Origin of the sequence: Empedobacter sp. UBA5987 (assembly GCF_002429865.1) — a bacterium.
Classification (GTDB): Bacteria; Bacteroidota; Bacteroidia; order Flavobacteriales; family Weeksellaceae; genus Empedobacter; species Empedobacter falsenii_B.
Map to the genome: position 1 here is coordinate 40,349 of NZ_DJBB01000015.1, position 13,552 is coordinate 53,900.

12 protein-coding genes are annotated in these 13,552 nt (G+C 30.3%); 3 read left to right on the forward strand and 9 right to left on the reverse strand.

Annotation, left to right across the window (positions count from 1 at the left end):
* Positions 1–111: 111 nt before the first annotated feature.
* From B3J26_RS02380 to B3J26_RS02420, 9 genes are all read right to left on the reverse strand, one after another.
* Entirely contained in the window at positions 112–1,386 is a 1,275-nt protein-coding gene (locus tag B3J26_RS02380; protein WP_291073049.1) for a TolC family protein, read from the reverse strand.
* A 1-nt stretch (position 1,387) separates the two neighbouring features.
* Positions 1,388–4,495 (reverse strand): efflux RND transporter permease subunit, encoded by a 3,108-nt coding sequence (locus B3J26_RS02385; protein WP_291073051.1) that lies wholly within the window; start codon positions 4,493–4,495, stop codon positions 1,388–1,390.
* Positions 4,496–4,508: 13 nt separating this feature from the next.
* Positions 4,509–5,639, reverse strand: a complete 1,131-nt coding sequence (locus B3J26_RS02390) for an efflux RND transporter periplasmic adaptor subunit (RefSeq protein WP_291073053.1) — start codon at positions 5,637–5,639, stop codon at positions 4,509–4,511.
* A 41-nt stretch (positions 5,640–5,680) separates the two neighbouring features.
* Positions 5,681–6,379 carry an MgtC/SapB family protein gene (locus B3J26_RS02395; protein ID WP_219034440.1) on the reverse strand — a complete coding sequence of 233 codons (699 nt, stop codon included), beginning with the start codon at positions 6,377–6,379 and terminating at the stop codon, positions 5,681–5,683.
* A 249-nt stretch (positions 6,380–6,628) separates the two neighbouring features.
* Positions 6,629–7,996 carry a HAMP domain-containing sensor histidine kinase gene (locus B3J26_RS02400; RefSeq protein WP_291073055.1) on the reverse strand — a complete coding sequence of 456 codons (1,368 nt, stop codon included), beginning with the start codon at positions 7,994–7,996 and terminating at the stop codon, positions 6,629–6,631.
* On the reverse strand, positions 7,980–8,669 hold the full coding sequence (locus B3J26_RS02405; protein WP_114999365.1) for a response regulator transcription factor: 690 nt from the start codon (positions 8,667–8,669) through the stop codon (positions 7,980–7,982). The genes B3J26_RS02400 and B3J26_RS02405 overlap by 17 nt, the downstream gene beginning before the upstream one ends.
* Positions 8,670–8,789: 120 nt before the next feature.
* The gene (locus B3J26_RS02410; RefSeq protein WP_114999363.1) at positions 8,790–9,479 is read right to left on the reverse strand and encodes an SDR family NAD(P)-dependent oxidoreductase; all 690 of its coding nucleotides are present in this window, start codon (positions 9,477–9,479) and stop codon (positions 8,790–8,792) included.
* On the reverse strand, positions 9,448–10,437 hold the full coding sequence (locus B3J26_RS02415) for an ABC transporter ATP-binding protein (protein WP_291073057.1): 990 nt from the start codon (positions 10,435–10,437) through the stop codon (positions 9,448–9,450). Before B3J26_RS02415 ends, B3J26_RS02410 begins: the two co-directional genes overlap by 32 nt.
* Entirely contained in the window at positions 10,434–11,438 is a 1,005-nt protein-coding gene (locus tag B3J26_RS02420; RefSeq protein ID WP_291073059.1) for a FecCD family ABC transporter permease, read from the reverse strand. Before B3J26_RS02420 ends, B3J26_RS02415 begins: the two co-directional genes overlap by 4 nt.
* A gap of 85 nt (positions 11,439–11,523) precedes the next feature.
* On the opposite strand from B3J26_RS02420, the gene B3J26_RS02425 reads away from it, so the two are divergent.
* Genes B3J26_RS02425 through B3J26_RS02435 form a run of 3 tightly spaced genes read left to right on the forward strand, consistent with a single transcriptional unit; the run spans position 11,524 to position 13,492 of the window.
* On the forward strand, positions 11,524–11,886 hold the full coding sequence (locus tag B3J26_RS02425; RefSeq protein WP_291073061.1) for a hypothetical protein: 363 nt from the start codon (positions 11,524–11,526) through the stop codon (positions 11,884–11,886).
* Between the two features lie 50 nt (positions 11,887–11,936).
* Positions 11,937–12,911, forward strand: a complete 975-nt coding sequence (locus B3J26_RS02430; protein ID WP_291073063.1) for a TQO small subunit DoxD — start codon at positions 11,937–11,939, stop codon at positions 12,909–12,911.
* Positions 12,912–12,913: 2 nt separating this feature from the next.
* Positions 12,914–13,492, forward strand: coding sequence for a TlpA family protein disulfide reductase (locus B3J26_RS02435; protein WP_260392418.1), 579 nt, complete (start codon positions 12,914–12,916; stop codon positions 13,490–13,492).
* Positions 13,493–13,552 lie beyond the last annotated feature (60 nt).

The window sequence follows — 13,552 nt, forward strand, 5'->3', positions numbered from 1 at the left end:
TAAAGTGTAGAAATAGAAGCTTATTAAATTTTTCCGTTGAAATATGTCCTAGACATTTAATTGAAAAATCATCACGAATATAATTCATAAATCTTTAGAGTTAGTAAAGATTTAAAAATCAATATCCCAAATTCCTACTACTCTTTCTAAGTCAATAAGACCTGAAGCACAATTATAAAGAGTTTCCAAATATTGATTTTGAGTTTCATTATAAGTACGTTGAGCGTCTAGAACCTCTAACAAAGACGAATTTCCTCTTTTGTAACTGTATTTTTTAGCCTCTAATATTAAATTCGCATTTTTTAATATTTCAATATCAAATTGTTTCAACTGTTTTTTATAACCTTCATACAACTCATATGCTTCTTTTACTTGAGATTTAATCTCTAATTCTATTTGTTTATAATTTAGCTCCTCTTGTTTAAATTGCATTTTAGCAACCTTCAATTCATTATTATATTTATTAGAAAATTTCAATGGAATATTTACTCCTCCTTTAATTTGTGTGAACTGAGGAGTTTCTGCTATCAAATTTCTAACAGCTGTTGAATGCTCTAATCCTAAAATCAGTCCCAAATCTATTACACGATTTGCTTTGGCTAACTCAATCATTCTTTGACTAACATCTTTACTTTGCAAGGCAACTAATAAATCAGTTCGATTACTTAAAGCCATTTCAGTCAAATTGATTAAATCAAAATCACGTTGAAACGTTTTCAAATCTCCTACTGTAGAAAATAAATCTGCATATTGATCAATTCCCATAAAAGTTGATAATCGAATTTTTGATGTAGCAAAATCTGTTTCTGCTTGTATTATTTCATTTTTTAATGACTGAGTTTCTAATCGACTTTGTCTTGCATCAGTTTCAGAAATCTCTCCTAATTTGAATCTTATTTCATCCGAATTTGCTAACTGATTCATCATGTTATAAGAATTCTCTTTTACATTCAACATTTCTTTCTGATAGATTGTTTGAAGAAATCCTAATGTTGCATCTGCTTTCAAGTTTTTGAAATAATCTAAAAGAATTAATTTCGTTAATTCAAATTCACTTTTAGCTAAATTAATTCGAGCTTTTCTTTTTCCTCCTAATTCTAAAACCCATCCAACTTCCGCTGAATATCCAAGTCCCATTTTTCTTTTGGCTTCTCCATTATCAAAATATTCAAATTGAAGTTCGGGATCCGTAAATGCTTTTGCACTTAAAATTTCTGTTTCGGCAATATCTACATTAAAGCGTTCTGCTGTATAAGAAATATTGTTTGCCTGAACTGTTTCTATAAATTTTTTATAATCTAATTCTCTTTCATTTGTTATTTGAGCAATTAATTTAGTATTTACTATAAATAAACTACACACAACTAATAACCAATATTTTTTCATTTTAATCTTGTTTTTGATTAACTGATTTTTCTACTGAATCTTTTCCCCATTTCTTTTCGATCATATAATACAAAGCTGGAAGGGCAAAAAGTGTAATGATTGTTGAGAATAATAATCCGTATACGATAACCGTTGCTAATGGACGTTGAACATCTGATCCTATTCCTGTTGCTAATGAAGCTGGTAATAATCCTAGAATCGCAACTGTAGCTGTCATCAAAACAGGTCTGAAACGATTTTTTGTTCCTTCTATAACAGCTTGAGAAAGTTCCATTCCTTTATTTTTCAGTAAATTGATTTGAGAAATCATAATCACTCCATTCTGAATTGCAACTCCGAATAATGCAATAAAACCAACTGCTGAAGATACATTCAACGTCATTCCTCTTACATTTAAAGCTAACATTCCACCGAATATCGCCAAAGGAATAATTCCTATTAAAAGCAAAGCTTGTCTCAATTTACCGAATGCTGCATATAAAAGTATAAACATGACTAATATTGCAATTGGAATAATAACTGAAAGTCTTTTATAAGCTCTGTCTTGATTTTCAAACTGTCCACTCCATTTAATATGATATTGACTATGATCATAATCAATATTTAGTTCTATTTTATTTTGGGCTTCTTTTAGGAAAGAACTTAAATCGCGGTCTCTCAAATTCAGTTTTATTGTCAAATGACGTTTATTCATTTCACGCGTAATTGTACTTTCTCCTGTATTTAGTTTTACATCGGCAACTTGCGCTAATGGTATTTTTACACCATCTACATTTGTCAAAGTTAATTTTCGTATTTTTTCTGGTGTATTTCTACTATCTTCTTTATATCTACAAGTAAAATCATATACTCTATCATCTGAAAATATTTGAGAAATAGCTTTTCCTCCAATTGCGACTTCTATTAATTCTGAAACATCAGAAACATTCAATCCATATTGTGCAATTTTATCTCGATTAGCATGAATTTGAAGTTGAGGTAAAGGTGGTTCTTGATCTATTGATACATCAACTGCTCCTTTTACCATTTTTAATTCTTTCATGATATTCTCAGTTATTTTACGTGTTTCAGTAAAATCTTTCCCATATATTTTTACAGCCAACTCACTATGTGCTCCTGAAATTTTATCCATAACGCCATCAATCATTGGTTGTGAAAAACCAACTGTATATCCTGGCATACTAGCATACTCTGATTCTAATTCTCGAATCAAATCATTCTTCGTTTTTCCTCTAGGCCATTCTTTATATGGTTTCAGTCCTATTGAAACTTCAAAATGAGATGCTGTCCATGGATCTGTTCCGTCATCATTTCTACCAGCTTGAACCATTACATAGGTAACTTCGTCATATTTCATTGTATGTTCTCTCAATACATCGCTCATTTCTTTTGACTTCTCTACCGATAATCCTGGAGGTAATTCTACTTGTAACCAAATAGAACCTTCGTCTAATGTTGGTAAAAAATCTTTTCCAACAGAAATAGATAATACTGTCGCGCTAGCAAGAATTAGAAGTAATGGTAGAATAACTTTTTTGGGTTTAGCAATTATTTTTTTGATAACCTTTGAATAAGATTTCGTCAGCTTTTCCAACCATTTATTATGATAAATTTTTCTTGGTTTTTTATACATTACAAATGCTAATCCTGGGATTAATAAAAGTGCAACTGATAAAGCTCCAAGTAATGCATAACCAACAGTAAAAGCCATCGGAGTAAAAAGTTTACGTTCTACTCTTTCAAAAGCGAACAATGGTAAATAAGCTGTTATAATAATTAGTGTTGCAAAAAATATTGGTTTTGCTACTTGCTTTGCAACCGTTGAAATAGTTTTCTCCTTTAATTCTTCTTTAGGATTTTCCTCTCTTTTTTTCAAAACGGTTTCCATCATCACAATAGCTCCATCTACAATAATTCCGAAATCTATAGCTCCTAACGAAAGTAAATTAGCTGGAATGGATGTAAAATGCATTAATATAAATGCTATAAGCAATGAAATAGGAATTGTTATAGCTACTAGAAGAGCTCCTCTCCAACTTCCAAGAAATACAATAAGTACAATAACGACTAAACAAATACCTTCCATTAATGTGTACGAAACAGTATTAAGTGTTGTATCGACTAAATCTGTACGATCTAAAAATGCATGTATTTTTACATCTTTTGGCAACAAATCATTATTCAATTCATCTACAGCTTCATGAATACCTTCTAAAACTACAGAAGTATCTTCTCCTTTTAACAATAGAACTATCCCTTCAATTCCGTCACTATGATTTCGGCTTTTATCGCTATAACCTAAAATTCCTTTTCGCTCTAAGTTTCCATATTTTAATTCGCCTATATCTGATAATAAAACAGGTACACCTTTTTCTGATTTAATAACAATCTTACCAAAATCTTCTAAATCTTTTACAAGACCTATTCCTCTAATCACATATCCTATATCTCCTTGAGGTAATGTACTTCCTCCTGCATTAATGTTATTTTTTTCTATTGTTTCTACAATATCATTTAACGAAACATCATACTGAGTTAATTTATTTGGATCTATTTCTATTTGATATTGCGTTGTAATTCCTCCAAAATTTGTTACTTCTGCAACTCCTGAAACTTGATTAATTCTTGGTACAATAACAAAGCGTTGTAAATCTGTTAATTCTCTTAAACTCTTTGTATCACTTTCAATAATATAACGAAATACTTCTCCAATAGGAGATGTTAAAGGATCTAATCCTGGTTCAGCTCCATACGGCAACTCAATATCATTCAATCGTTCTTGAATTCTCATACGAGCCCAATAATCATCTACTCCATCTTTAAATACAATCGTAATTATAGATAATCCAAATGTACTTTTGCTACGCATAACATGCATACCTGGTAAACCATTTAGCTCTCTTTCTATTGGAATTGTTATTTGTTGTTCTACTTCTTCCGCAGCCAACCCAGGAACTTGAGTTACTACTTGCGAAGTTACATCAGCGATATCAGGATAAGCTTCGATAGATAATTGTTTCCAAGAATAATATCCAAATAATGCAGCCAAAGAAAACAAAGCTACCATTAACCATTTTTTGGCAATCGCCATTTCTATTAGTTTATTCATCACAATAGCTTATTTATTTTGCTCCCATTAAAAAAATACCTCCTTCAATCACTACTCTTTCTCCTACTTTTAAACCATCTGTAACACGAACAAAATCGTTATTTTCTGAAGTTCCAATTGCTTTTACTTTTGCTTTTCGATATTTTCTATCACCTATTTTCACAAAAACATATTGATTTTCTTTTTCTTGAAAAACAGCTTTTGCAGGAAGGATTATCTCTTCTTTATCTAGACTATTCAATGTTACGTTAACATACATTCCTGGTTTTAAAACAAATTGATTATTATTCGTTTCTATAAGCACATCAACACTCCTCGTTTCTTCATTTAGCAATTGTCCTATATTAATTACTTTTCCTTCGAATATTTTTGATGGAAAAGCATCAACTGTAAATGTTATATTTTTTAACTCTTCTAAGAAGCCTAAATTATGTTCTTTTACTTGTGCCGAAATCCATACCTTTGATAATTCTGCTACTGTAACTAAAGCTTCATGATCTTCTTTTATGAATTGACCAACAACTAAATCGCTGCTTACAACTCGTCCATAAATAGGAGACCGAACAATTAAAGATTGCCCCATTCCTACTCTAGAAGATGAATTAAAAACTTTCAATGATGCAGCAGTTTGATCTGTTGCTATTTTCTTTAACTTGTAATCTGTCTCAGCCTCCTCTAATTCTCTTTTTACACCTACAGCATGATTGTATAAATCTTTTTGACGTTTCAAATTCATTTCTGCTTGTTTTAACTCTTGCTGAGCTGAAAAATATTCTTGCTGAGCTGAAAAATATTCTGAAGATTTTATTTCAAAAATGGGAGAGCCTTTTTTCACATACTGTCCCAATGTGACGAAAGATTTTACTATGCGTCCTGCAAAAGGCGATGCTACCTGAGCAAATCGTTCAGGAATTGCTTTTACAACTCCTGTCGAACTTAACTCCGATTCTATCGTTTGAAGTTTTGATGTTTCTAATTTCAATTTAGATTCTATTGGAGAATTTTCTGATAATTCTATTTCATTATTTACCCAATAAAAATCTGGATTATCAGTTTGATCTGTTTTATTTTTACAACTATTCGTCAAAAACATTGCACTTCCTACTAAAAGCAGTATAAAATGAGTTAATCTTGTTATTTTCATGAGATATTTTTTCTGTATATTCTTATTACTGTTTATTATTTTTACACTTCGTTACTTATAATTTCCCAACGAATTTTCTGGACATCTTTTTCAATTGTTAATCGACTTGCTATTTTTTCTAAAAGACTATCTTGTTGATTTAAAGCTGATATTTCTGCTGAAATCATTACAGAATCATTTATTAAATCATCATCACTTGAAAGAGACTTCATCATAAGATTTTCATTATTCTCTATTGATCGCATTAGTAATACTCTCAAATGATTTTCTACATCATTTCTACATTTTATTACCAATAAATATTCAGTATCCTTGTGGTTTTTATTTTTGAAAGAATAACGATAAATGTGATTGCTAATTGGTCTTAATAGTAGATGCGCTAACATTATAATTGAAGTAAGTATAACTGCTTCTATTGAAAGTCCTGAACCGACAAATAACCCAATTGCTGCTGAACACCAAATGGTAGCGGCAGTATTCAATCCTCTTACACTTAATCCATCTTTCATGATTACTCCAGCGCCTAAAAAACCTATTCCGCTGATAACATATGAAGCTATTCGTCCTACTGCATCACCTCCGATAGAATAAGACATTAATATAAACGCTGCTGAACCCACACATACTAAAGTATTTGTTCTTAATCCAGCACTTTTTTGACGATATTCTCGCTCTAAACCTATTGCAGCTCCTAATAGAAAAGCTAATCCTAACTGCATTGTAAAATTCATTAAATTCATTTTATTTCCTTTTTTAAGACAAACCAAAATTTCAATTATCTCAAAAGCAGTTATAAATGAATCTTAGGTTTATTGTTTGACAAATTGGGAATCTGTTTCCATTATATTTTTTTCTGGTGCAAATTTACAATACATCAAAAGCTACTGCTGTTAGAAACCCTTTAGAAGAATATTAGAATTTTATTAGAACAAAAAAAGCCTGCTAAATAGCAGGCTTCCATTATTTTTTTTTTAATGATTTAAGTTTTATTATGACTTCTTCAATACGATCTGAAAAATAGTCTCTTTTCCTTCTTCAGAATATAATTCTAAACGAGCATCATGTAAATCGACAATTTTCTTTGTTAAAGGTAATCCTATTCCTTGTCCTTGAATATTTTTATGTTTATCACTTCTAAAAAAAGGTTTAAAAATCAATGCTAATTCTTCTTGATCAATTTTATCTCCTTTATTAATAAAATTAATTTTCACTTCTTTATCATCAAAGTCAACTTGAACAATACAACTATTATTAATTGAATATTTGCAAGCATTCTCTATTAAATTAGTAAAAGCAACCTTTAATAAATACTCGTTTCCTATAACTTCAATTTCATTTTCTTCTTCTGGTATTCTAATAAAGTTTAAATCTACTTTATACTCTTTATTGCTTTTTTGAATTTGCGCAACAGAATCTAAAAGTATTTCATCAATCCGAATCGTTTTAAAATTTATTTCAGAAGGATCATAACTTGCTTTTGCCATATCAAGTAAACTATTTGAAAGACGAACAATTCTTTTCGTATCATTCAATGCAAATTGGATTAACTGTTGATATTCTTCGTTAGTATGCTCTTTATCTAAAGCCATTTCTAACTCTGTTATAATTGCCGCCAAAGGTGTACGAAGTTCATGCGCAATATTAGAAACAAAGTTTTTTTGTGCATCAAAAGAGTTTTCTAATCGTTGCAACATTTGATTAATTGTTGTTGTTAATTCTGCTAATTCATCTCCTTTTGATTTCAATTCAATTCTCAAATCTAAATTCGAAGCAGAAATTTGTTTAGCTTTATTTGTTATTTCTTTAACTGGATTGATTGCTTTATTAGTAAAAAAGAAAGCAGACAAAATAATTAATAGCAAAGAAAAAATATAAATCAGTATGATGTTTTTCAATAAATTATTTATTTTACTGTATCCATATTCGTCTAAAGCAGCCGCTGTTACAATGTAATGATTGCCATCTACAACATAATTCATTCCAACTACTTGCCATTTATCTTGATAAAAAATTACAAATCCTTTTTGTTGTATTTCATCAAATAATTCGTCAGTTTCTTTTACAAAATCTATTTCAACAGCATCATGATAAAGTAGTTTTTTGTTTTGATTATAAACCGCAACTTCTACTTCATTGATTGTTTGTCTATTATTATGATAAATATTATGTAAAACTTCTGAAGGAACTTTAGCTTTAAGAAAAAGATTTGATTTTGTAATTGCTTCTTTTTTCAATAATTCAAAAAACTCTTTTTCTCTATCTTTTTTAGCAGAATAATAAATAATAAAAGCAAAAAAGAAAAGTATTGCAGCTGTAAGCAAAGTGAATAAAATAGTCAGTCTAACTCTTATTTTCATCTTTCTTAAATATAAATCCCTGACCTGTTTTTGTGTGAATTAGTTTTGTAGAAAAATGTTTATCAATTTTATTTCTTAAATAATTTATATAAACATCAATAAAATTAGTTCCTGTATCAAAATGTGTGTCCCAAACATTTTCTGCAATTTCATTTCTAGACAAAACTCGTTCTTTGTTTTCTAACATATATTGAAGCAATCGAAATTCTTTAGGAGTTAAATCAATTTCTTTTTCTTCTCTTTTTATAATTTTAGTATGAAGATTCATCTCTAAAGTATCATATTTTAATAAAAAGGATTGTGAATTATGATTAAAATTTCTTTTTGATAAAACCCCTATTCTAGCAACAAGTTCTCGCATTTCAAAAGGTTTCACCATATAATCATCTGCACCAGCATCAAACCCTTCTACTTTATCATCTGTTGTTCCAAGAGCTGTTAACATAATAATAGGAAGAAAAGGTTTCTGCTTTTTGATTTCTTGACAAAAATCTAATCCACTTAATTTAGGTAAAATTATGTCAGATACAATTAAATCATACTCTTCGCGAAGAGCTAATTTAAGTGCCATTTCACCATCATAAACTACAGTAACTTCGAATCCATTTTCTATTAATCCTCTTCGAATTAATTCAGACATTCTTTGATCATCTTCTACTACTAAAATATGCATACTACAAAAATAAGGTTTTAGTTTTAAGGACATTCCATTAATTTCAAATAAAAAAATCTGCATAAAAACTTATTTTTTTATGCAGATTACATCTTCTATATAGATTCTTATTACGTTTTTTTATGGCGTAGAAATAGAAGCTTGTTGAATTTTTCCGTTAAAATATTTCCAACCGTTTAATCCAAAATCGACCAAATATTCGGCCATTTCATCTGGTTGTAAAGGCGCAATATATCCCGGAAACGCTTCTTCTAACATTTCTGTTTGCACCGCTCCTAACGCTACTGCGTTTATTCTTGGACCAAGTTCATTTAATTCTTCTGCTAACAATTCAGTCAAATTAACCGTTGCAGATTTTGAAGACGAATAAACAGACAAACCAGGAAATTTCACCGAACCTTGTACAGCTCCCATTGTCGAAATATTAACTACATGAGAAGATGTATCAAATTTTGGCATCAAAACTTGTATCAAGCGATAAGGTGCCATAAAATTAATCTGCCAAGAAGTTAACAAATCCTCTTGTTGCATTTCTATAAATGGTTTGTTGATACAAACTCCCGCATTATTGTACAAAACATCTACTTTATTCCAAGATTCCACAGCTTTCAAAACATCTGAAATCTCATCAAAATTAGCCAAATCAACACCGATAAACTGATATTGATTTTCTTTTGCAAAAGCTGTTAATTCCTTCAATTTATCTACATTTCGAGAGACTGTCAACACTCGATTTCCTAATTCCAAATGTTGTTTTGCCAATTCAAAACCAATTCCTCTACTCGCTCCCGTTACAATTATATTTTTCATAGTGTTGTACAAAATTTACAATTTCTTCTATCGTTTCAAACTTTATTCCTTCAAAGATGATGTTATTTTCTGTGATTTCAATATGATTTTCCGCATTATTTTCTACAGAAATTCCATTTCGAATTAAGGCATTTTTCACCCAAAAAGCTAATTCCGAATTTCCTTTTACACCAATCGTTTTTGAAAATGATTTTTGTGTTGAAAAGCGATTATTTTTTTCATCATACGTTAAATTTTGATTGGATAATTTTTGAATAATTTGATGCTCAAAAGCCATTTGTTCTGGAATATTTTCAAAAAGGTTTCCATTTTCAATCCACCAAATTTTATCCGCTTTTTCCAATGCAAAATCAACTTCGTGTGTGATCATCAAAAACGATTTATCTGTTTTCAATTTTAATTCATTCAACAAATTGAAAATACGATATTGATTCGCTAAATCTAAATTAGAAGTTGGCTCATCCAAAATAACCAATTTCGCATCTTGACACAACGCACGCGCAATCATCACCAATTGCAATTGACCTTCACTGATTTCATTCGCAAATTGATTCGCTAAATTCGAAATTCCAACCAATTCCAAAACCTCATCAATTAAGTTTTGTTCTTCAATAGAAATCTTTTTCAGAACCTTGTGATAAGGCAAACGTCCCATCGCAACCAATTCCGAAACTTTAATTTTTGGAACAACTGACAAACGTGGTAAAACGACTGCAATTTGCTGCGCAATTTCTTGAGAAGATAATTTTTTGATTGAATGATTTTCTAAATAAATTTCTCCATTCAGTGTTTTCTGAAAACCTAAAATCGAATTAATCAATGTTGATTTTCCTGCACCATTTTTACCTAAAACAGCAATCAATTCATTCGAATTTATAGTCGCATTTATAGCTGAAACAATTTCTTTTGAACCATATCCAACTGAAACATTCTCTAATTTTAAAATGGTATTTTTCATCGCACTTCGTTTTTATTGTTCAACAAAATACTAATGACAATTGGAGCTCCAAACAACGCTGTGATAATATTAATTGGTAACGTTCCAAACGGAAAAACTTCTGTTAAAATTGAAAATAATAACATGAAAAATATTCCTGAAACGAAAATCCATCGGTATAAAATTTTCATATCACCTGTTCGTAACAATGTTCTGCAAATATGTGGCACAGCCAATCCAATAAAGCTAATTGGTCCTGCAAAAGCCGTTGCTGATGCCGTTAACAATGCTGTTGAAATTAAAATTGTAAAACGTAATTTTTTGATATTAATTCCTAAAGATTGTGCATATTTTTCGCCTAATAATAAGGCGGTAATTCCTCGTAAAGTAAATAATGAAACAATTATTCCACTCAAAACAAATAAACCAAAAACGCCTAATTGTTCCCACGATAAACCGCTCAATGAACCGAATCCCCAAACTAAATAGGCTTTAATTTTATCGGAAGGAGCAAAATATTGCATCATACCAATTAATGCACCTGCTAAACCTGCAATCATAAATCCGATAATCACCAAAGATGCCGATGATTTGACACGAAATGATAACGAAATCACCAAGAACAAGGCAACAATTGCGCCCAAAAATGATGCTATAATTGTAATCCAAGGATTATTGAGAAATTCTTCTAAACCAATCATCGAAAAAAGAAAAATCACAATCGCAACGCCTAAACTTGCCATCGAAGTTATTCCCAAAACAGAAGGTTCTGCTAATGGATTCTTGAATAATTCTTGCATCAAAAAACCTGAAACTGGTAACGAAATACCAACCAATAAAGCAGTTAATGATTTTGGTAAACGAAAATTAAGCACAAGATTATGCAACATTTCATCTGAATGACCAGAAAAAACATTAAAAATTTCGGTGAAAGAAATCGAGACTTTTCCAACGCTTAAACTCAAAACAAAGAATAAAAGTGTCAGAATTATTAAAACAAAAAATAGTGGTTTTTCTTTCATCAAGACAAAGATAGAAATTCTAATAATTTCTTAAAGTTTAATTGTGAATTGGTTTTTATTGAAAATTAATGATTAGTTTCGTTTCATGAATTTTAGAAGTTTCATTTTAATTATCTCTTCGATTCTTGTGCTACTTACGCCATGTAGCATCAAAGCTTCTATTCATACGATTTTGCAAGTAGAAAATGTTCATCAAACAAAAACTTCTCAAGTCAAAATCAATCAAAATCATTCGAATTCATGTTCTGTTGTTAAGTTTGAAACGATTAAAAAATCAACAAAGAATCTTGATGTTCCGAATTTTGATTTACCAGATTCATCTATTCATTTCATTGGGTTAGCACGCTCTTCATTAATAGAAGAAGATATTGATTCGAATGAAATTCAATCACCAAAAATACCTTTTTATCTGTTGTATAAGCAATTGAAGTATTCGTTGATGTCTTAATTTCCTTAATTAATTTAGACAACAATATTCAATCACTTATATAAAAATTCATGCAAAATAAATCTGTTTTATCAATGGGTAATGCTGTATTGGCGTTACGTTTAGTCATTGGTTGGACGTACTTTTCTGCCTTTTGGAGGCGTTTAATTTTAGAAAATAAACTCGATCCAGAAGCTGCGGGTTATATTGGCGAAAAATTCAATCATTTTTTACCAAATGCCCTTTTCATCAAATCACTTATTCAATATTTAGTCGAAAATCCTGAAGCGTTACTTTGGAACATGTGGATTTTCACCATTGTAGAAGGCGTTGTTGGCTTACTTTTAATACTTGGTTACAAAACACGTTTCATGAGTATTGCTGTTTTCTTTTTGGCAATGGGAATTTTACTTGGTTCGGGCTGGATTGGTACAACTTGTTTAGATGAATGGCAAATTGGCGTTTTAGGATTAGCTGGAGGTTTTACACTATTTCAGGCTGGTTCAGGAAAAATTTCGTTGGATTATTTCTTTAATAAAAATCAATTTATTCAACAAGAAAATAACTGGAATTCAATTTCAATCAAAAAGTATAGACCTTATTTTGTAGGTCTTAGTTTTTTTATTTTATTCGTTACTTTGTTTACAAATCAGGTTTTTCATGGTGGAGTTTACGGGACTTTGCACAATAAATCTGTCAAACCAAAAGTAGAAATATCTAATTTGAAACAATATCAAAACAAGGTTTCATTTGATGTAATGCGAATAGAAGGCGCTGATGTTTATGGCTCTTTTTTAATCCAAATTGATTTTCATAATCATCAAAATGAAATAATTGAAAGTTTGGATATGAAAGAGTTATCTAATTTGGACAAACAACAAATTTCGAATTATTATGTAGCAAAAGTTACACCGAACAAACACAGTTTGGTGTTACCTTTGGGAGCGAAAGCAAATCTGAATTTTGATATTTCAGACAAAATTCACAAAGTAGTTTTAACCGATATAAGCGGATTACAATGGGAACAAACAATAACAAATTTATAGCAATGTTAAAAAGAAATTATTCAACAATTATCATAGGTGCGCTGGCTTTGGTCTTACTTTTTGTGCCAGAAGCAAAAGCAATGATGCAACAAGGTTTAATGAAATTAGGCTTATTTGAACCGAAATTAGAAAAAGTTGAACCAACAACTCAACCAAAATCTAAAGCAAATTATACATTCGAAATGGTGTATGCTGACGGAAAAGCAATCAATATGGAAGATTTGAAAGGTAAAGTTGTATTCATGAATTTTTGGGCAACTTGGTGTCCGCCTTGTATCGCGGAAATGCCATCAATTCAAAAACTTTATGATAAAGTAAAAGATGATAACGAAATCGTTATTTTGACGGTTGAAGTAGAAGGAAAACGTGATAAAGTAGCAAAATTTATGGAACGTAAAAATTTATCGTTGCCTGTAGTTTATCCAAATTCATCTATTCCTACTGAGTTTTTTAATGGTTCGTTACCAACAACAGTTATTTTAGACAAGAAAGGAAATATTGCACATACAACAATGGGAATGGCGGATTATTCTGGACAAGATATTGTTGATTTCTTAAATGAACTGAAAGCGATGGATTAATCATTCAACATCATCTAAAAACAAAAAGCTTCAAGAAAATTCTCGAAGCTTTTTATGTTT

Coding starts and splice junctions, on each gene's coding strand:
- B3J26_RS02400 (WP_291073055.1), bottom strand. CDS start 7,996: ATGAAAATAAGAGTTAGACTGACTATTTTATTCACTTTGCTTACAGCT.
- B3J26_RS02430 (WP_291073063.1), top strand. CDS start 11,937: ATGCAAAATAAATCTGTTTTATCAATGGGTAATGCTGTATTGGCGTTA.
- B3J26_RS02405 (WP_114999365.1), bottom strand. CDS start 8,669: ATGCATATTTTAGTAGTAGAAGATGATCAAAGAATGTCTGAATTAATT.
- B3J26_RS02385 (WP_291073051.1), bottom strand. CDS start 4,495: ATGAATAAACTAATAGAAATGGCGATTGCCAAAAAATGGTTAATGGTA.
- B3J26_RS02425 (WP_291073061.1), top strand. CDS start 11,524: ATGAATTTTAGAAGTTTCATTTTAATTATCTCTTCGATTCTTGTGCTA.
- B3J26_RS02415 (WP_291073057.1), bottom strand. CDS start 10,437: ATGAAAAATACCATTTTAAAATTAGAGAATGTTTCAGTTGGATATGGT.
- B3J26_RS02380 (WP_291073049.1), bottom strand. CDS start 1,386: ATGAAAAAATATTGGTTATTAGTTGTGTGTAGTTTATTTATAGTAAAT.
- B3J26_RS02395 (WP_219034440.1), bottom strand. CDS start 6,379: ATGAATTTAATGAATTTTACAATGCAGTTAGGATTAGCTTTTCTATTA.
- B3J26_RS02410 (WP_114999363.1), bottom strand. CDS start 9,479: ATGAAAAATATAATTGTAACGGGAGCGAGTAGAGGAATTGGTTTTGAA.
- B3J26_RS02420 (WP_291073059.1), bottom strand. CDS start 11,438: ATGAAAGAAAAACCACTATTTTTTGTTTTAATAATTCTGACACTTTTA.
- B3J26_RS02435 (WP_260392418.1), top strand. CDS start 12,914: ATGTTAAAAAGAAATTATTCAACAATTATCATAGGTGCGCTGGCTTTG.
- B3J26_RS02390 (WP_291073053.1), bottom strand. CDS start 5,639: ATGAAAATAACAAGATTAACTCATTTTATACTGCTTTTAGTAGGAAGT.